The organism is Streptomyces oryzae (genome assembly GCF_017676365.1).
Classification (GTDB): Bacteria; Actinomycetota; Actinomycetes; order Streptomycetales; family Streptomycetaceae; genus Streptomyces; species Streptomyces oryzae.
The window spans coordinates 1-18642 of sequence record NZ_JADKMA010000155.1; the positions used below are offsets into that span (position 1 = coordinate 1).

Annotated in this window: 17 protein-coding genes and 1 pseudogene; 8 read left to right on the forward strand and 10 right to left on the reverse strand. The window is 69.8% G+C overall.

Going from position 1 to position 18642, the window contains the following annotated elements:
• Window positions 1-86: 86 nt before the first annotated feature.
• The gene (locus ITI46_RS25090) at window positions 87-899 is read right to left on the reverse strand and encodes a hypothetical protein (protein WP_209242042.1); all 813 of its coding nucleotides are present in this window, start codon (window positions 897-899) and stop codon (window positions 87-89) included.
• A gap of 192 nt (window positions 900-1091) precedes the next feature.
• On the opposite strand from ITI46_RS25090, the pseudogene ITI46_RS25095 reads away from it, so the two are divergent.
• Window positions 1092-2280, forward strand: a pseudogene (locus ITI46_RS25095) (RNA-guided endonuclease InsQ/TnpB family protein); the annotation flags it as partial.
• A 175-nt stretch (window positions 2281-2455) separates the two neighbouring features.
• Here the strand turns inward: ITI46_RS25095 and ITI46_RS25100 are convergent.
• Window positions 2456-3274, reverse strand: a complete 819-nt coding sequence (locus ITI46_RS25100) for a relaxase/mobilization nuclease domain-containing protein (RefSeq protein ID WP_209242044.1) — start codon at window positions 3272-3274, stop codon at window positions 2456-2458.
• Window positions 3271-3654, reverse strand: a complete 384-nt coding sequence (locus tag ITI46_RS25105; RefSeq protein WP_209242046.1) for a hypothetical protein — start codon at window positions 3652-3654, stop codon at window positions 3271-3273. Before ITI46_RS25105 ends, ITI46_RS25100 begins: the two co-directional genes overlap by 4 nt.
• A 417-nt stretch (window positions 3655-4071) precedes the next feature.
• Between ITI46_RS25105 and ITI46_RS25110 the strand changes: the two genes are divergently transcribed.
• The 3 genes from ITI46_RS25110 to ITI46_RS25120 all read left to right on the forward strand — a co-directional run bounded on the left by ITI46_RS25110 (window position 4072) and on the right by ITI46_RS25120 (window position 7029).
• Window positions 4072-5349 carry a helix-turn-helix domain-containing protein gene (locus ITI46_RS25110; protein ID WP_209242048.1) on the forward strand — a complete coding sequence of 426 codons (1278 nt, stop codon included), beginning with the start codon at window positions 4072-4074 and terminating at the stop codon, window positions 5347-5349.
• A 748-nt stretch (window positions 5350-6097) separates the two neighbouring features.
• Window positions 6098-6643: a winged helix-turn-helix domain-containing protein gene (locus tag ITI46_RS25115; RefSeq protein ID WP_209242050.1), complete on the forward strand. Its 546-nt coding sequence runs from the start codon at window positions 6098-6100 to the stop codon at window positions 6641-6643.
• Window positions 6640-7029, forward strand: coding sequence for a helix-turn-helix domain-containing protein (locus ITI46_RS25120; RefSeq protein WP_209242052.1), 390 nt, complete (start codon window positions 6640-6642; stop codon window positions 7027-7029). Before ITI46_RS25115 ends, ITI46_RS25120 begins: the two co-directional genes overlap by 4 nt.
• Window positions 7030-7093: 64 nt before the next feature.
• On the opposite strand, the gene ITI46_RS35030 is transcribed toward ITI46_RS25120, so the two are convergent.
• Window positions 7094-8542, reverse strand: coding sequence for a DUF2637 domain-containing protein (locus tag ITI46_RS35030; RefSeq protein ID WP_247746555.1), 1449 nt, complete (start codon window positions 8540-8542; stop codon window positions 7094-7096).
• Window positions 8543-8725: 183 nt separating this feature from the next.
• Between ITI46_RS35030 and ITI46_RS25130 the strand changes: the two genes are divergently transcribed.
• The 4 genes from ITI46_RS25130 (at window position 8726) to ITI46_RS25145 (ending at window position 12602) form a co-directional block, all read left to right on the forward strand.
• Entirely contained in the window at window positions 8726-9967 is a 1242-nt protein-coding gene (locus ITI46_RS25130) for a ParA family protein (RefSeq protein ID WP_209242054.1), read from the forward strand.
• Complete coding sequence (locus tag ITI46_RS25135; protein ID WP_209242056.1) at window positions 9964-11049, forward strand: ParB/RepB/Spo0J family partition protein; 1086 nt, start codon at window positions 9964-9966, stop codon at window positions 11047-11049. Before ITI46_RS25130 ends, ITI46_RS25135 begins: the two co-directional genes overlap by 4 nt.
• A 792-nt stretch (window positions 11050-11841) precedes the next feature.
• Window positions 11842-12294 (forward strand): MarR family transcriptional regulator, encoded by a 453-nt coding sequence (locus ITI46_RS25140; RefSeq protein ID WP_209242058.1) that lies wholly within the window; start codon window positions 11842-11844, stop codon window positions 12292-12294.
• Window positions 12295-12344: 50 nt separating this feature from the next.
• Window positions 12345-12602: a replication initiation protein, RepL2 gene (locus ITI46_RS25145; RefSeq protein ID WP_247746558.1), complete on the forward strand. Its 258-nt coding sequence runs from the start codon at window positions 12345-12347 to the stop codon at window positions 12600-12602.
• Between the two features lie 145 nt (window positions 12603-12747).
• Here ITI46_RS25145 and ITI46_RS25150 read toward each other — a convergent pair whose 3' ends face one another.
• From ITI46_RS25150 to ITI46_RS25175, 6 genes are all read right to left on the reverse strand, one after another.
• Window positions 12748-13287, reverse strand: coding sequence for a hypothetical protein (locus ITI46_RS25150; protein ID WP_209242061.1), 540 nt, complete (start codon window positions 13285-13287; stop codon window positions 12748-12750).
• A gap of 377 nt (window positions 13288-13664) precedes the next feature.
• Window positions 13665-14003 (reverse strand): hypothetical protein, encoded by a 339-nt coding sequence (locus ITI46_RS25155; RefSeq protein ID WP_209242063.1) that lies wholly within the window; start codon window positions 14001-14003, stop codon window positions 13665-13667.
• Window positions 14000-14173, reverse strand: coding sequence for a hypothetical protein (locus ITI46_RS25160; protein WP_209242065.1), 174 nt, complete (start codon window positions 14171-14173; stop codon window positions 14000-14002). Before ITI46_RS25160 ends, ITI46_RS25155 begins: the two co-directional genes overlap by 4 nt.
• A gap of 1848 nt (window positions 14174-16021) precedes the next feature.
• Window positions 16022-16252, reverse strand: coding sequence for a hypothetical protein (locus ITI46_RS25165; protein WP_209242067.1), 231 nt, complete (start codon window positions 16250-16252; stop codon window positions 16022-16024).
• A gap of 75 nt (window positions 16253-16327) precedes the next feature.
• Window positions 16328-17680 carry an IPT/TIG domain-containing protein gene (locus tag ITI46_RS25170; protein WP_307808319.1) on the reverse strand — a complete coding sequence of 451 codons (1353 nt, stop codon included), beginning with the start codon at window positions 17678-17680 and terminating at the stop codon, window positions 16328-16330.
• A gap of 164 nt (window positions 17681-17844) precedes the next feature.
• Window positions 17845-18591: an IPT/TIG domain-containing protein gene (locus tag ITI46_RS25175; RefSeq protein WP_209242071.1), complete on the reverse strand. Its 747-nt coding sequence runs from the start codon at window positions 18589-18591 to the stop codon at window positions 17845-17847.
• Window positions 18592-18642 lie beyond the last annotated feature (51 nt).

An 18642-nucleotide genomic window follows, 5' to 3' on the forward strand; every position in this document is an offset into this window, starting at 1 on the left:
CAGGTAGCGCCAGCCGAAAAGTCCCCAGCAACGGCGAAGGGGCGAGGGAGCAAGTGCTCCCTCGCCCCTTCGCTGGGCGGGCTGCGTTACGGCGCGGACAAGCCCTCCACCGCGCTACGGGCGTAGCGGCCGAAGCGGCCGGGGGTCAGTCCGTTGCGTTCGGCGGTGACCTCGAACTTTCCGACGGGCCAGCCCAGCAGCTGGGCGGCCTCCTCGCTGCTGAGGCTCGCCTCGATCCAGGCGTGCCGGTCGGATATGGCGGCCGTGACGTCCGCCGGGTCGAGGCTGTCCAGGTCATCGATGGCGTACAGCGGCCATCCGCGGAAATCACCGACCGGGCGCAGGAGGCCCCGCTCGGCCAGGAGTTGAACGTCGGCCCGCTCCACCTCCAGGCCCGTGCGCTGCGCCAGGTGCTCAGCGGACTTCTCGGAGCCGAGGCCGGGGTGGTCGCCGACGGCAGCGAGGATCTCCTCGACCCGGTCGGGGAGGGTTTCGGCCAGCTCCTTCGACCAGCGCTTCTGCTCGGTGTCGGGCTCCGGGACCAGACCGCGCTCCCGGGCGCGCTGCAGCTGCCAGGTCTTCAGGCCCAGGTAGCGGCTCAGCTGTACCGGGCCGAACGTCTCGCGCCGCTGCGCTCCGCGTGCTCGGGGGGTGGCCGACCGGACGTTGGCGTCGGCTTCGGTGTCGGGGGCTGCGGGCTGCTGCTTCGGCTCGAGGGCGGCCACGATGTCGTCGATACGGTCCGGGAGGGTTTTCGCGAGGGCGTAGGACCAGCGCTTGTCGTCGATGTCGGGAGGGGGGATGAGCCCCCGGTTCTGGGCACGGCGCAGCTGTGGCTCCTCGATACCCAGCCAGCGGGCGAGCTGCACGGGGCCGAAGTCGGTACGGTTCTGACTCACCTGGCTCCTCCGAGGAAGCCCCGGGCTTCAGGTCGGGGAGGAATCGGATCCCTGCGGATCAGGGCACGGGTAGCCGGATCGCCTCCAAGATGATCTGGCGTCCACCATCCATGGGCGTGAAGCAGCCCACAATGATCATGAGTCAACTGTCAGTTCTCCCAAGTAGGTTCAGGGTTATGACGACAGACTGCGATCACGCAGGGCGCCGGGCATGCCCGGTACACCTACCGTGTGCGCCTGTCGTCTGCGGCACGGCGCGCGCTCGAAGCGGAGTGGGACCGGTGCAGGTGGGTTTGGAACGAGTGCGTGGCCAAGTCGAAGGCCGTCCACGTCCGCTGCAGGGCCACGGGGGAGAAGGAGACATGCGGCCCGGCGCAGCTCGACAGGATGCTGACCGAGGCCCGCGCACGCACGCCGTGGCTGCGTGAGGGTTCCTCGGTTCCCCAGCAGCAGGTAATCCGGGACTTCGGAAAGTCGCGCGCGAAGGCGCTGAAGGACATCAAGGCCCGGTTGCCGATGCGGCAGCGTGCCGGGATGCCCAGGTGGAAGAAGAAGCGCGAGGCGTCCCCGAGCCTGAACTACACCCGGCGTGGCTTTCGCCTCAAGGACGGTCGCCTGCATCTGGCGGGCGGGATTGTGCTGAGCGTGGTGTGGTCGCGTGAGCTGCCCGGGTCTCCTTCCAGCGTGCGCGTGTACCGCGACAGCCTCGGCCACTGGTATGTCAGTTTCGCGACGGCCGTCGTGAGGGGGGAGATGCCCGCCACCGGCGCCGTGATCGGTATCGACTGGGGCGTCGGGGAGACCGCCACCACCACCTCTGACGCCCACGACCTTCGCCACTCCCAGCACGGCAGGACGGCCGCGCAGCGCCTCGCGAAGTACCAGCGGATGATGGCCCGGCGTAAGCCGAAGCGGGGCCAGTCGGCATCCGCTGGCTACCGCGAAGCGAAGCGGCGGACGGCGAAGGTCCACAAGAAGACGGCACGGCAGCGGCAGGACACTGCACGCAAGTGGGCCAAGCGCGTGGTCCGCGATCATGACGCTCTGGCCGTGGAGGACTTCCGCCCGAAGTTCCTTGCGAAGACGACCATGGCCCGCAAGGCGGCCGACGCGGCGATTGCTACGACGAAGGCCGCCCTTGTCGAGATGGGCCGCAAGCACAGGCGGACCGTGCATCTCGTGCACCCGGCACACACCACCATGGATTGCGCGGACTGCGGAGCGAGAACCAAGCACGCACTGCCTCTCTCAGAACGAACGTATACGTGCGCCGCGTGCGGAGTCTCCCGCCCCAGGGACAAGAACTCCGCCCGCGTCATGCTCGTCCGGGCTGGTCTCTGTCCCGGCTAGCGCTGATCGTGTAAGACCTTGCGGGCCGCCGGCCCGCAGGCAACGTGACCTAGGAATCCCCTCTTTCAGGAAGGGGAGGTTTCAAGGTGCTTCCCTCCGCTTGGCACGGTTTGCACGAAGTGGTGGCAGGCCAGCACAGCTGGGCCTGCTCCAGTGTCCCGCGCGGCACTGACAGCGGGCCGGGAGCGTCCTTCCAGCCGGGCCTTTCAGCCCTGGGCGCCTGGCGGCTGGTCGGTGGCGGGACCCGCGAGCAGGTCGGCGTGCAGCTGCGGCCAGCGCAGGTCTTTGGCGATCTTGGATGCGGCGGCCCAGATCTGGCTGCCGTCTCGGTCCCGCCAGGTGGGAAGGCTGAAGGAGTAGCCGCGTATGCCCCCGGAGGCGGAGGGGTGGGCGCGCCACTCGACTCCGGCCTCGGTCAGGGCCTGTTCGAAGGCCCTTCTGCCGTGCCCGCGGGTGGCGTCGCGTGCGGCCCGTATCCGGGTGCGCAGTTCCTCCCTTTCGGGGCGGGGCGCTCCTCGGTTCTGGCTTGCGGCTCGTTCGGGGCGGGTGACCTGGGGGGCGATGCGGTTGCTGCGTTCTTCGGCGTTGACGAGCTTCCATACGCGCTCGATGTCGCGGACCACGGGCCAGGAGCGGTGGTAGTCGAAGGCGTCGCGTACCAGCCAGCCGGTCCAGTCGACGCGGCTGATGGTGAGGTGGATGTGGTCCTCGCCGTGTCTGACGGCGACCCAGGGGCAGTTGCCGTATCCCATCCGGGTGACGTAGCGCTCGGCGATCCGGGCCCAGGTCGCGTCCGGGAGGATCGGGTCGTCGGGGGCGGTGCGCAGGGCGCAGCGCCAGATGGGGCGGGTGATGTCGGACCGGCGGGCGGTGTGGGCGTCGATGAGGTGCGCCAGCTGGTCGACGGTGCCGGGGATGTTGCCCGTGATCAGCCGGGGGTTGACGTGTTCCTCGTCCCGGCCGGGGCCGAAGTCGTAGCGCAGGGCGCGGTCCGCGCGGCGGCCCTTGGTGATTTTGGCGATCACTGCGGCTGCCGGGCGTCGCTCTCGGGGGCTGCGGGCAGACCGCGTACCTGGAGGGCCGCGTTGCCGAGCCGGGCGAGCGTGGTGTCGGCGCCGGCGGGCAGGTCGCCCTGTTCCCTGGCCAGGTGCAGCAGGTTCCGCAGGTCCTCCGCCGCCTGGACGAGCTGCGCGTAGGCGGTCTCGTTGACCGCGGGCACCCGGGGGACGTCGCCGGGGACGCCGGGGCTCCCGTTGAGGGATTCTTCGACAACTGCCCTCACCCAGGCGCCGAGTTCCTTGCGCTCGGTCTTCTGGCGGGCTTCTTGCCAGCGCGCCAGTTCCTCGGCGTTCAGCCGCACGCTGACGCAGTGCGTGCGCTTGCTGTCCGGTCTCCCCCGCACCATGCGTGTCCCCCTCGGATCAACTGCCACAGCGTCACCGGTGTGACGTGGCACCAACCGTAATCCGGTGATCAGGGGCGCACTTGGGCGGGTGGAGAGGGTGGAGAGGGCGGCCGGGCCGCGCCCTCGGGGTGTCGGGCAGTTGGTGCCGGCTTCGGACGGCGAGGCGGCGGTTGTCTGCCGTCCCGCCCGGGGCTCCGGTTGGCGCATGTGGTCAGATGTGCCCGTCAGAACTGGTGGTGCAGCTGTGGCTTTCGTGGTCACAGGGATGTGTGTTGTCTCGCCCGGCAGGCCGGGCGCGAGAAGCAATCGCTGCGGTGTGGGGGCCTCCTCCCCCGCTCTGGTAGCTCCTTCCGGCGCGGGGCAGAGCGGGAGCGCTCGGCCGTTCGCGCTGCGGTTCAGCACAGAGGAGTACGTGCCATGGCCTCCGCTTCGCCCGCTTCCCGGCAAGCCTCCGCAGCAACTCCCCACGGCGCGGCGGTTGCCGGCGGGGTGCCCGTCCGCCGGGGCCCGGTGGACGCTGACGCTTTCGTGCGCAGGTGCGCGGTCGTCTTCCGGGACGAGCAGTTGAGCCTCGGTGCGAAGGGGCTGTTCGGGGTGGTCTCCACGTACGACGCCGGCTGCGGTGTCACTGCGGAGCTGATCGCGGAGCGTTGCCCGGACAGCGTTCGGGCGGTCAGCGACGCTCTGGGGGAGTTGGAGAGGTTCGGCTACCTGGTGCGCGAGCAGCCCGGAGGGGCGGGCGGCACGCCGGGCCGGGGCAGGTACTTCGTCGCGGAGGCGGAGGCGGGTGCGGCTGGTTCGGCAGCAGGCGCTGCTGAAGGCGGTGGGCCGTCTGCGGGCAGCGGCGCGCGGGGGCGCGAGGAGGGCCGCGCCAAGGGCGGCGGCGCCGGGACGGCGGAGCGCCGGAACCCGGCGGGCGGCGAGCCGTTCCTGGTGAGCGGCCAGGTGCACGAAGTCCTCCTGGCGTTCCCCGACAGCCTCCGGGAGGCGCTGCGGGCAGCGGCGCGCACGGACCGTCCCCGGGCCCTGGTCGCCGCCGTCGAACGGGAGTTGCGCACCGTGCACGGGTACCGGCTGGCCGAGCGGGTGCGCCGTCGGTGGATTGCGCACGGGTACGCCAGGCTGCTGGCGGAGGGGGCGCTCAAAAGCCCGGTGGGGGCGGCGGTGGCCATGGTCAAGGCGGGGCCGTGCCCGGATCCCCGGTGCGAGGACGGCCGCCTCGAGGACGGGGCGGCCTGCCGGGCCTGTGAAGAGCGCGGGAAGGACCGGCGTGCCGAACGGGCCAGGCGTCAGCGGCCGCCGCAGGAGGCTGCCGTTCCCCCGTCGTGTGCGTACTGCGGCACCGGGCTGAACGCGGACGGGGCGTGCGAGGAGTGCACACGGAAGGCGGCGGCGGTCCGCGAGGAGACAGTCAGGCTCATCGACGCGGCCGTCCAGGACTGGGCGGCGGTGCCCGGCACCTCGGCGGCGGGGGTTCGCGCGGAGGTGGAGACGGCGGTCGCACGGGCCCGCACGGACGCCGCCGAGGCCGGAGCCTCCCCGGCGGGTCAGGCGCTGGCCGGGCGGCTGGCCGCGCTCGAGGAGGCCCGGCACGCGAAAACGGCGCGGCGCGAAAACGGCGCCGGAATTCGAGCTGGTCTGCCTGCAAACGCCGATCGCCGGGGCCACCGGCCCGCGTTCGGCACACGGCCGTAAGCCACCCGTTCCACCCCGTTCCACCGCGTGTGCCGGGGTACGCACGGCCTGGACCGCCCGAGGGGCGGCCTGCAGTCGACGGCGATGGAGTGTGCGTGCGGTGCCGGACGGTGGCTGCGCACGCGGAGGTTCCTGCCCGGTTGTGATCAGAGGGCGCCCGCAGGGCCCTTGGGAGGGCCTCCACGGCCCTTCCAACTGCCCGCCGAGGAAAGGGACTTAGGGATCGGCGGGAAGCCCTGAGGGCCCCCGTGGCGCCTTTCCTGCGTAGTCGGCGTGTTTTGCCAGTGCCCACCGGCGGGGTCATGCCGAACGTGGTGCCGGTCGTGTCGGGATGGAGGTTTTTCCAGTCGCGGCGAAGCCGCCATCGTGCGGGGGACCCACCGGGGTGCCAGGTGTGCACGTCGCTGTTGCGGGTGTGCGCGGCGAAGCCGCCTACGACCGGTAGGGAGTTGACCTGCGCCTGACCGGCCTCGTTCGTGGGGGCCCTACCCGCAGGTCGCCGACGGCCTCTCTCTTGTATTTAGAGGCGTGCTGCGTTTCCGCAGGTCAGAGCGTTTCCGAATAGCCTCTATCCGTGTTTCCAATTACGTTTTCGGAAGTTGCAACTGTCTATAGGCAACTCATGTTCGATGTCTGTTCGAATCCAGGAAAGGCTGTGACACGATCACGACATGCCCATAGGCAACTTCTGTATAGGATCCCCGTATTCGTATTGCCTATGGGCAACCTCCCAGGTGAGAGGAGGGGTATGGGGCAGTTGAGCGTCGCCCGGCGGACTCCCGCGGTGAACCGTGGGACGGGGGAGATCGTGCAGCTCGAGCTGCTTGGCAGGGACTCGTTCCAGCAGCAGGGTTCCCCGGAGCAGCCGGTGCTGCCGGCATCCAGGTACGACTGGCAGCCCTACCCGGGCCGCCATGTGAACATCGCCAAGACCCTGATGAGGAAGGTCTGGCACAAGGACAGCGGGTACCGCCAGAACGACCGGGACATCTTCGGGTTCTACGTGGCGCACTCCCCCGAGCGCGCCGAACCCTTGCGGATGACCTTCAAGGAGATCGCACAGACCCTCGGCATCCGTCCCGATACGGTGGCACGGTCAGTGGGCAGGCTCCATGCCGGCGGGCTGTTGCTGGAGGCGGAAAGGGTGGGCCGGATGAAGTTCTACCGGATCAACCCGCGTGCTGCCTTCGACGGTTCGGCATCCGAGCAGACGAGAGCCGTTCAGGAGGCCCGCCATCCGGTGGTTCCCGCGCCGAAGGCCGCACCGGGGTCCCGGAAGAAGGAGGTCTCATGACGTTTGCCGCGCCGCGGCGTTCCGAACTGCTCTTCACCCCCGAGCTGATGCATGCGCTTCTCCTGGGAACCGCCGAGGCTCCCGGAGCCGATTTCCGCGTGCTGAGCTACTACGCGACGGCGGTACCGCTGGGGGAAACAGTGCGCAAGACCGCCAAGGAGATCTCGCAGGCGGTCCAGCTCAGCCCGCCCAACACCGGCAAGAGCGTCCGCCGGCTGGTCGAGGACGGCTGGCTGGAGGTCTCCTACCGCATGGGCCGGGTCACCTTCTACCGAGTCGGCCCGCGCGTCATCCACCTGGCGGCCCAGTCGGCCGAGGAGCACCCGTCCTCCGGCGGCGCCAGCGTCAGCTATCTGCCGGGCGCGTACCTCACAGACGACCAGTGAGGCCGACGGCCGCGTTCGGCAACGCGGCCCGGAGCGACCCGGAGCGGCCTGTGCGCCGGACGGTTCACTGTCCGGCGAGCGCGGCGTAGCGCCGCCGGAAGTCGGTGAGGTAGCCCGCCAGGTCCCTTTGCTCCAGCCGGTCGCCTCGTCCGCCCTTGGACCTGATGGCGTGCTCGGCACACAGCTCTTCCAGCTCGGCGAGGGACGGTTCGGCGCCGCCGTGGGCCTTGAGATACTGCGCCCACACGCGATAGATGCGCCAGCCCATGCGGTAACGGCGCAGTGTGCTGGGGCTTATCCGGCCGCCGCCCCGGCCCGCCATGCCCCTGACCCAGAGGTGGTCGGACAGATCCTGGATGGAAGGCTCGGTCCCCAGCTTGTCCGTGAGTTCGGCCCAGGCTTGGTAGTAGCGGTCGACGAGAGTCAAACCCCCCTCCCCCGCCTGCTTCGCCCCCTGCGCTTCCTCTTGCTGCCTGCCGACGGCGACATCGTCCTGCCCCCGCGACGGGACCGCGGAGTCCTCCTGAGCATCCGCCAGGGCCACTGCCTCGAGGTCAGGCTCGTCGCTGCTCTCCCCCGACGCCTGCGCGAGTGCCGCGTCGGCGTCATCGGGCATGCCGGCCCCGGACTCATCGAGGGCTGTTCCCCGCTCCGAGAGAGGCTCCTCCGGTGGTGCGGCGACCAGCTCTGGGATGGGTTCGGGGTTCGGAGCGTGTGCGTGGGCCGATTCGGCGCCGGGGCCGGGGGCCGTCTCGAGCAGGGCGAGTTCGTGGCTGGACACCTCATCTCCGGGGACGGCGGGGGTCTCCACGAAGGGTGTTGGTGTGGGTTCGGGGAGGGTGGTGGTGTGGGGTGCTGTGTGGTGGAGGGGGACGCCGTAGCGGGTGAGTTTGAGGGGCATCAGGGCTTCGACGGGTGCTTTGCGGCGCCAGGAGCGGCCGTACTGGGCGCGTAGGCGGGTTTCGTAGACGAGGCGGTCTTGTTCCATGCGGATGACCTCGTCGTAGTTGCGCAGCTCCCACAGTTTCATCCGTCGCCAGAGGCGGAAGGTGGAGGGGAAGGCCAGCAGCCAGCGGGAGAGGCGTACGCCTTCCATGTGTTTGTCGGCGGTGATGGCCGCCACCCGGCCGGCGGCGTGGCGGGCTGCTTCGACGGTGACGACGAACAGCACGGGGATGACCGCGTGCATGCCCACTCCGAGCGGGTCGGGCCAGGCCGCCGCGCCGTTGAAGGCGATCGTGGCCGCTGTCAGCAGCCACGCGGTCTGCCGCAGCAGCGGGAAGGGGATCCGGATCCACGTCAGCAGCAGATCCAAAGCGAGCAGCACCACGATGCCCGCGTCCACACCGATGGGGAAGAACGGCGCGAAACCACCGAAGCCCTTCCGCTCGGCCAGATCACGCACCGCCGCATAAGAACCCGCGAAACCAATACCCGCGATCACCAACGCACCGGCGACCACAACGGCGATGAGGGTGTGCCGCAGCCTCTCGGCGCCCCCCGTGCTCCGCATCCCGTGCCCCCCGCCTGCTTCCTGAGGGAAGTCTCTCACCGGCTCTCACCGGCGAACTCGCCGCTCCGGTTGCCCGCTGGCTCCAGGCTTTACCGCGGTAAAGCCCGCCCGGGACACTCCATCAGAAGTATTCCTAACGCGTCGGTGCTTTCATCGATCTGACGCGTTAGTAAGGTACCTCCCATGAGTTCTCCAGCCTCCGGCGACCGCGAGAAGGTCGTCTCCAAACTGCCGGGATGGCTCCGGCAGAACCTCAAAGTCAGAGCAGCCCAGCACGGAGTTGAGATCCAGACCGCCGTCGAGCAGGGCGTCGAAGCCTGGTTGGCACTGGCCGCCACGCCCAGCCCTGTCGAGACCGTAGGCGCCGACTCCTTCTCCACCTTCCTGCCCGCGGGCCAGTGGGACCGCTTCCGCCAGGCCGCAGGGGACCGCAGGGTCTCACTGACCCAGGGCCTGGCACAGTCCGTACAGCTGTGGCTGGAGACGAATCCGGCCCCCTCGGTTCCCCGGGCGAAGTACCCGCGCCGCCGCATCGTCTGCAATCAGAAGGGCGGGGTGGGCAAGACAGCTGTCACCGCCGGCCTCGGAGCGGCACTGGCCGAGGAACCCGACTCCCTGCACCCCGTGCGCGTCTCCCGGCACTTCGCAGCACAACTGGACGCCTCGCAGAGCGACCCCCTCGAGGTGGAAGACCTTCCCGGGCTCGGCCGCCGCACGCTGCTGGTGGACTTCGACCCCCAACGGCATCTGACCACGCAGCTCGGCAAGGACGAGATCCCCATGGACTCGTCCGTCGACAGCCTCAGCAAGCACATGACCGGTGAGGCCAAGGGCGATGTCCGCGACCTGATCGTGCCCATCGACGACGACCGCTACGGCGGCCGCCTGGACCTGCTTCCCGGCTGCCAGGACGGCTTCCTGCTCGATGTGGCCCTCTCCAAGGTCCGCTTCCGGGAGGCCGCACTGGAGCGCGCACTGGCCCCGCTCGAGGCGTCGTACGACGAGATCATCGTCGACTGCCCGCCGAGCCTCGGGCTCAGCATGGACACCGCCATCTACTACGGGCGCCGCCGCGAGGACGAGCCGGCCGGCACCTCCGGCCCGCTCATCGTGGTGCAGGCCGAGGACAGCAGCGCGGACGCCTACGACCTTCTCGTCACTCAGATCGAGGATCTCCGCAGCGACATGGGGGTCGAGGTCGACTACCTCGGCATCGTCGTGAACCTCTACGACCCGCGCCGCGGGTTCATCGCCACCTCCTCCCTGGAGGCCTGGATAGAGATCAAGGACCCGAAGGTGGTCGCTGTCATCGGTGACCTGACGGACCAGCGCAAGGCGGTCCGTCTCAAGCAGCCGCTGCTGTCGTTCGCCCCGCGCGGCGAGCAGTCCTGCACGATGCGCGCACTGGCGAGGGAGATCTCATGAGCCGAGTAGCCGACCAGCTGGGAACGGGCGCGTCGTTCGGCCGGACGCGCGGCGGCGTCAGCGCCCGCCGCCAGGCCGTCGCGGCGACGACCGGCGCGCCCACCACCGGAGCCCCGGACAGCCGCTTGCGGACGCTTCCGCTCACGCAACTGGTTCCCACCCGGTTCAACCCGCGCCGCAACTTCGGGTCCCAGGAGGACCTGCGCGAGTTCGGGCAGCGTCTGAAAGCCAAGCAGCTGCAGCCCGCGGTCGCCGTCAGCCGTGAGGCGTACTTGAAGCTGTGGCCTGACGAGGCGGACGCGGTGGGCGACGCGGCCTACGTCATCGCCAACGGTGAGCGGCGCTACCGGGCCAGCCAGGCCACCGGCCTGCCCACGCTCGAGGTCGTCGTCGACGACGAGGTGGCACGCTCCCGCGGCGACTTCCTGAACGCGATCCTCTCGGAGAACAACGACCGTGAGGACCTCGACCCGATCGAGCGGGCGCAGGGCGTCCAGACCATGGTCGACGAGCTGGGCGGCAAGGCCAAGGTCGCGGAGTACTACGGGAAGTCGGCGGGCTGGGTCACTCAGCAGACGTACTTGCTGAATCTGGTACCAGAGCTGCAGGAGCTGGTGAGCTCCGGCGCTCTGCCGGTTCGCGAGACACGCACGCTGGTGAAGCTGCCGGCCACTGAGCAGGTAGCGGCCTGGGAGGCCCGGTCGGCGAAGCGGGAGGAGGAGAAGGCCCAGCCCAAGCCCCGCCGAAAGCGCCGGGACGGGGCAACCGACACGGTCGACAGCGGCGCCCAGGACACGACGGGCTTTACCGCGGTAAAGGACACAGCAGACGGCGGCGAGCCGGCCCCTGGCTCCGAGGGCTTTACCGCGGTAAAGCCCGGCCAGGCATCGCAGGACTCCAAGCTCCCGCTGCCTGACCAGCGCCCCAGCACGTCCGGCACGCGGGAGGACATCCCCTGGGACGATCCGGACGCTCTGTGCGACCTGCTGGTGCGCAAGATGGCGCGACCGGACCGGGTAGCGCTGACCAAGCTGCTGCTCAACGTGAACACGGCCGAAGCAGAAGCCGGCCAGACCCGGTAGCCCCGACCGCCCCCATTCCCGTCGATCAAACCTGCGGACAGATGAGCGGCTGGACGGCGTCAGCTGGCAGCGCCGGGCCAGAGCTCTCCTGCTGCGTGCGGGCCGGTGGGCGGGGGCACGCCCGGGGTCGGTTGCTCCTCAGCCCTGGCGGGCTTGCGGTGCCCCGCCGGAACCCGTGAGCGCCGTTGGCGGCAGCGGCTGCCCTGTGGGGTGGGAGAACAACAGCGGGGCTGAGACCGGGAAGTGGTTGCCGGAACATACGCGCGCCTGCGTGGTCAGGCGCGCGTTTCGTTGTGGCGTGCTTTCTGTGGTGCGGGTCAGTGGGCGAGCGGTGAGCAAGTCGTGCCGGTGGAGACGGCGACTGTGAGAGCTGTGTTGGTGTGCTGCCTGCCGGAGACGGACCTGCTGGGCGGCTCAGCAGCTGCTGTGGGACTGACAGTTGGCCGCTGGCAGGCGACGTCACAGGAAGTAGGAGAGGACGCCGCTCATGCAGCCAGCTGACCAGGCATTTTCCCGGACTGTGACTGCCTGGCGGATCTGTGAGGCGGATCGGTGGACCGCGGAGGGCGTCTGAGAAAACGTGGTGCCGCGGTCTCAGGATCGTGGTAGATGAACGTGAAGTTCATCAGGGGGACGGTGGGAGCCGCGTCGTCAGGGGAGGCGAATGCGCGGCACGTTGAGGGACACGTCCTGGCGGCCGACCAGATCGACTCCTCGTTCATGTACGTTACGTTCATCAGGTCGGCCTGCGGGCCGCCCTTCATGCACGTGCCGACTAACGGAGGCCCCCCAGTGGGAGCAGTACGCAGGCTGGTCGACGCCGACACCGGCGAGACCATCCCCTATGCGCCGTACGCGTTCTCCGGCAAGCACACGCAGGTGGACAAGGCACGCGTCGAAGCCATCACCGAAAGCAAGGCCTTCACCCCGAGCCAGAAGTTCCTCGTCCTGTGGTGGATCGGCGTCTCACCCGAGGGAATGGAGCCCCTGCGCGCCACGGGCGCCGACATCGCCCGGCGGGTAGGCATGTCCACCGACGCCGTCGGCAAGATCAACCGGAAGCTGGCCCGGCACCGCATCCTCATCGTGCGCGGCAGAATCGGGAACTACAACTTCTACCGGATCAGCCCCTACATCTCGTTCCACGGCACCGGCGCGGAACAACGCGAAGCGGTCAAGACGTGCAACCCGCCCGACATCCCCGGCTTCGACGCCAAGACCCCAGCCAGGTGGGAGGCCCAGTGAACAACGAGGACAAACACAAGACCCTGCGCCTCCTGCAGAAGACCGCAGGCATGACCGCCAACCAGCGACTCGTCGTCATGCTCTACGCCGTCCACCCCACCGACAGGGCCGGCACCGTGGTGGAGACCGCCGCCGAGCTCGCCAAGCTCGTCGGCCTGTCACCCACCGTCTTCTCCCGCACCCGGCGCCAGGTCATCGACGCCGGCTGGCTCGAGGAATCCGAGCGACTGGCTCACATCAGGTACTACCGCCTCACGCCCGAGGCGCTGGGGGAGAACGTCGTCGTGGAGATGCGACGCGCCACCTGAACGGTTCCCCAGGCGTGGCTGATGAACGTGACGTTCATCAGCCACGATCCGTAGGACGTCTTCATGGCCCTCAGCGCAATGCGGAGCCGTGAGACCGCCCCGGCCCGAGGGGGGCGCAAGGCCGGGGCGGTCGCTTGGGGGGGCTTCAAGGAACGGCCTGGGGGAGTCGGTTCAGGGGTTCCACTGAGCGCAGTCGCCCGGGATGCCCGGTGCAGCCGGTCGCACCGGGAAGTTGGTCGAGCTGCTCGGCGAGCTGGTAGTCGTCGCAGGGTTCCTGCTCGGTGTACTGGCCGCAGGGACAGGGCGCCAGCAGCTTCAGCAGACCCCCGCTGGTGGGCAGGAGCTCGAAGTACAGCCACACGCCCTCGCCGAGGCAGGAGACGGCACATGGCAACGAGACAGGCCCGCAACGCCCGTGCAGGGCGGGGTAGCCCATCCAGCCGTCCTGTCCGATGACGCGGGCGAGGGTCGAGGGAAAGACAGCCTGAAGGTGCTCATGCGCCTCGCTGCAGGCGGTCTCCCGCTCGTGCTGCTCCTGCTCGGCCTTCTGCTGCGCTCGCTCGGCCTCGATCTCCGCGCGGGTCATCGCGGCCAGTTGCCGCAGCTGCATGAGGCGTACTTCCACGCAGGACGCGCCGTCAGCCGCCGCAGTGGGGCGGGCGAGGTCGGTGAATGTGTCGGTCATGCGCCTTCCTTGTGTCGGGTGGGTCGAGGAAGCGGGGGTCGACGACCTCTTGCGGGTGGGCCGCGGTCGCGGGGGAGTGGCCGGCTGGTCAGGGGAGGTGAGGGCGGGGGGCGGCGCGCCGGCGTCGGCTGTTGAGGGCTGCTGCGGCAGACGGACCAGCAGCTGGTTGCCGCAGCGATGCACAGCAGGGCATGCAGGATCCGGGAATGCGCGGGGACACAGGCCCCTGGCTGAGGGTGGCGGGCCACACCGTGCCGGGCAGGGAACGGTACTCATCGAAGCTGTTCCTCAGCCTTGGAGGACACAACGCCCCGCATCGCGCTGCGCGGGCTCGGAGTGCCGACTGCCGTTGGTTCTGCTCTCCTCGGCCTGAGCCGTCATGAGGAGCGTCCCCCCTCGCAGTCGAGACTGCCGGTGGCGGCTTCGAGGCATGATCCTGTGCGGTCGCCGATGTACATGGCGGCTTCATGCAGGGCGCAGGACATCTCGCCGTCATCGTCGGGGTCGAGGGGCTCGGCTACGTACGCGGCCGTGGTGAGCAGCTGCCGGAGGGCTCCGAAGACCCCCTGCCTGGGTTCGGCTTCCCAGTAGAGCTCGCGCAGGATGTGCGCCAGCTCCTGGGCGTTGATGTCGTCGGTGAGTTCGCTTTCGATCTGCCGTACAGCGAGGCGGACGATGGCGGCTGCCGCGTGGACGCGGTCTGTGCGGGCCGTCATTGGTAACTGCCTGTACTGGTTGTCAGCCATGTGGTCACAGCGTCGGCGCCCACGCCGAGGGCCCTTCGCCACGCGTGGTTGAGCTTGGAGGGAGCGGTGCCGGGACGTGCGCTGTCAGCAGTGTTGTGCCGGGCCCGGCGTTCGGTGAGGGCGAGGCGCTGGTCAGACATGTGAGGTTCCTTGGCTGCGTTGGTCGGATGGGCTGTCCTGGCCTGTGTGACGGGGGCGGTAAGGCTGTTCAGAACGGCGGTTCACAGGGGGTCGGGGAGCCGGTGATGACTGGAGCTGGCTCACCGGCGGGCCCGGCAGCGCACGTGCCTCCGCCTCGCGCCCGTGCACACCGGTCGCCGACTTCGCCGCAGTGCCGGAGGGCGAGGAGCACTGGGGTGGTCCGACGTGGTCACGGGCCGGTGTGCGGCGGCCATGGCCGAGGCCCACTGAGACCGTCGGCCCGCGATGACCGGCCCGCTGCGACCGGCCGCTACGACGGGTCGGCCTGCGTCGGACGGCGGGGCCGGCGCGCCGGGACAAGCGAGGACTTTCCCTCTTTCATCGGCCGGATACGGCCTTGCCATGAGCGGGTCAGTGAACACTGCCGCCACCTGCGCGGAAAGGACGCCACCCCGCCCGTGCCGGGCGGCGCCGCCGCGCTGTCCGCCCGCTTCCCCACACCGTTGCCCAGCATGCGGAAGCAGTCGTGCACGGCGCGGATGCGGTCTCTCGGGCAGCAGACCGTGGCGCGCGACACAGCTCGCCTGCCACCGGCAGCGCCGTCCCGCGCGCATATGTCGAGGGCGCGTACCCCCGGCAGCCCATCGGGTGGTTTACCTCTCGACCTGGAGCGCGTACGCGTCCGGCAGCGCTACCAATACAGCGTGTCCTCCTCTTCCAGCCGACTGCTGACCGCCGCCGAAGTGATGGGTGCCTGTGCTGACCCTCGCCAGGGCAAGCACGGGCGACGGAGTGGTGCGGCCCGGGCATCGGCGCCGGGTTCGGTGCCCGTGCCCAGGAGAGGAGGCCGGCAACACCGGTGGGTCGAAGAGGCGCCGACGCGGGGACACTGCCCGGGTCGGCGCCGCCGGCGCCCCGCAGTCTTGTGACCAGCGCGGGCTGCCGGGTAAAGCACCGGGGAAGGTGATGAACGAGATCTGCAGCGCAACCGGGGAGCGGGCCCCTCACGGTTACGTGCTCGAGCGCGCCGCTCGCTTAGGTGCGCTCCAGACGCCCCAGACGCCCCAGACGCCCCAGGCGCCCCAGACGCCCCAGGCGCCCGGCTCCCGGGCAGGCGGAGCACTCCTTGCCCTGATGGAGCCGGTCGGCTGCGGTGCTTCTCCGCACGGGCCGCACAGCACGGCCGGCAGACCGGTCGTGCCCAACGGGCCTCTGGCGGAGGGCGGGTTCGTCTCACCGCGTACCGCCTTATCGGGCAGAGCGCCGTTCGCTGTGACGCCCGGCGCGCGGACCGCCCTGTCCGCCCCGTACTCGGCGGCAGAGCCAGGACCAGCCGCAAGTGCTGCCGCCCGTGCGGGCCCCTCATGAGGCGACGACCGCCTGCGGGCACCGCGACGTGCCCGTGAGCTGACGCGAAGCCATCGCGCTCCAGGGGCGGTTGACCGCTCCGCGTGCATCTGGGGTGACGCGGAAGCCACCGCGCCGTCGCCCGCAACCGATCCGGCGCGTGCGGTGACCCGTCCCACGCGTGCCTGAACGCGCTGTCGAAGGTCTTCAGCGCTCAGCCATCACCCAGCAGTGCACCCTGATTCGACCTGGCGGAGGCCACGTGCGTCTGCACTCATTGCAGCAACAAGAAGCGGACGGTCCGGTTGAGCGAGAACACGCGCAGGCGGAGCTCGCCTGCGCGTACTGCCGACAGGTCCATCACATGATCAACCTCGCCTGGAACAGGGACGAACCCGAACTCGCTGAGGTGCTGACAGGCGTTCTGTACCAGCACCAGCGGGAGAAGCACTTCAGGCGTGAGAAGCACTCCGGCGCGCGCCGGCTGAGGGGCGAGGACGTCAGTTCTTCTGCTTCGTCCACAAGCGGTGGTCCGTGAGTTCGACCGCCCACGGACGGCACTCGAGGGCAGCCGTATCAACCAGCTGTCTGAAGGCCCTCGGGCCTTTCGTCCGCCCGTGGCGCATGCACAGTTCGATCAGGTGCTCCACGCAGATCCGGGCCGTCCTGGTGCTGAGGCCGGGATAGTCGGTCTGGAATCTGCGGACCAGCGGTTCCATGTCGATTCCCATGGTGTCTCCTCCGTCGCCGCAGGTCACCGGTTCGTTCGGGAGGGCGTGGCCGGGCGGGAGCCGTGGGTGTTCCGGTCAGATGCCGGGCGGGGCAACTCTGGTGTACGTGACGCTGTTGCTGACTCCCCCGGGTGTGGTGACCGTGACGGGAACGTTGCCGGCGGCGCCTGCGGGGGCGACAGCGGAGAGGGTGGTTTCGGAGATGATCTTGAAGCTGGCGAGGGCGGCTCCGAAGGAAACCTTCGTGGTACGGGAGAGGTTGGTCCCGGACAGGGTCACCTGGGCGCCGGCGTCGGTGGTTCCGGAGGCGGGCGAGACACCGGTGAGCGTGGGCGGAGAGACATACGCGTAGAGCATGGAGTTGCTGGTGCCTCCTGGGGTGACGACGGTGACCGGACGGTATCCGGTACCCGGCGGGGCGGTGGCGGTGATCCGGGTCGATGACTCAACGGTGAAGGACGGGGAGGAAACGCCCCCGAACAGCACGGCTGTCGCGTTGAGCAGGTCCGCTCCCGTGAGAGTGACAGCTGTTCCCCCGGCCGCCGGGCCCGCGGTCGGGGCGATGTCGGCGAGCTGGGGCGGGTTCGCGTAGAAGAAGTAGGCGCTCGCGGAGCCGGCGGAGCTCGTGCCGGCTGCGGTGGTGACCGTGACCGGAACGCCCCCGGCGGTGCCGGCCGGGCTGACGGCGGTGATCTGCGTGGCCGAGTCGACGGTGAACGACGCGGCCGGTGTCTCGCCGAACTTCACCGACGTGACAGCCGTCAGATCGGCACCCGTGATGGTGACGGTGCTCCCCCCGGATGTGGGCCCGTTGCTGGGGGAGAGAGCGGTCACCACGGGGCTGTTCTGGTAGGTGAAGGCGACGGGGTTGCTGGTGCCGGCGGTGGTGGTGACGGTCACCGGAACTACGCCGGGTGTGCCGGCTGGGGTGACGGCGGTGATCTGCGTGGCCGAGTTCACGGTGAACGAAGTGGCCGGGTTGGCACCGAACTTCACCGACGTCGCGCCCGTCAGACCAGTGCCGACGAGAGTGACCGTCGTCCCGCCCGAGACGGAGCCGCTGCTGGGCGTCACGCTCGACAACGTCGGCCCGGCAGTCACGTAGGTGAAGGCGACGGGGTTGCTGGTGCCGGCGGTGGTGGTGACGGTCACCGGTACCACGCCGGGTGTGCCGGCTGGGGTGACGGCGGTGATCTGCGTGGCCGAGTTCACGGTGAACGAAGTGGCCGGGTTGGCACCGAACTTCACCGACGTCGCGCCCGTCAGACCAGTGCCGACCAGGGTGACCGTCGTCCCGCCCGAGGCCGAGCCGCTGCTGGGCGTCACGCTCGACAACGTCGGCCCGGCAGCCGCAGCGGAGAAGCTGACCGGATTGCTGGGATCGTCGTACGGCCGGGCAGCGGCGGTGTGGTTCTCGGAAGCGGCCACGGGGAACATCCTTGCTTCTCGGACGAGAGACGGGCAGCGGGTGCGGGGGCGGCGGGTCCAGGCCGACGATTCCGCCCAGGCGGCGACGTGACGACCGCCTGGGCGGAAGCAGTGGACCTACGGGACCTGGCTGTCGTCCGGGTCCGCAGGCCCGCGTCGCCGGGTCAGATGCCCGGTCCGGCGACGTAGGTGAAGGCCCCGGTAGCGGTGGCGGATCCGGCGGGGTTGGTGACCACGACGTCGACGGCGCCCGCGGTCCCGGGCGGGGTGACAGCGGACAGCGTGGTGGTGTTGATCACCGAGAACGGCGCTGCGGTGCCGCCGAAGGTCACCGAGTCGGTGCTGTCGAGGTTGGTCCCGGTGATCGTCACCGCGGTGCCCCCGGATGTCGGACCCGAGGTGGGGTTGACGGTGCCGATGGTGGGGACATCGACGTAGGTGTACGAGAGGCCGTTGTTGGTACCGCCCGCGGTGGTCACGCTCACCCCCACCGGTCCGGCTGCGGCTCCGGCCGGCACCGTGACGCTGATCTCGCTGTCGGACACCACCGTGGGGGTCGCGGTGACCCCGCCGAAGGAGACGCTGGTGGCGGTGGACATGCCGGTGCCGTTGATGGTGATGGTGTTGCCGCCGGCCAGCGGTCCGGAGCTGGTGCTCAGGGAGGACTTGAACGGGGCGCCCACGTAGAAGAACGGGACCGGGTTGCTGGTGCCGCCCGGGGTGGTCACGGTGACTCCCACCGACCCGGTCCCGGACGGGGATGTGGCGGTGACTTCCGTCGGCGAGACATTGGTGACGTTGGTCGCCGGCTTGCTGCCGAATGTCACCGCGGTGGTTCCGGACAGGTTGGTGCCCGTGATTGTCACCAGCGTGCCGCCACCGGTGGAACCCTGATTCGGAGAAATAGGCATGTAGGGAGTACCTCCTTGTGTGCCCTGAGGCATGAGGGGTGGGGTGGGTGG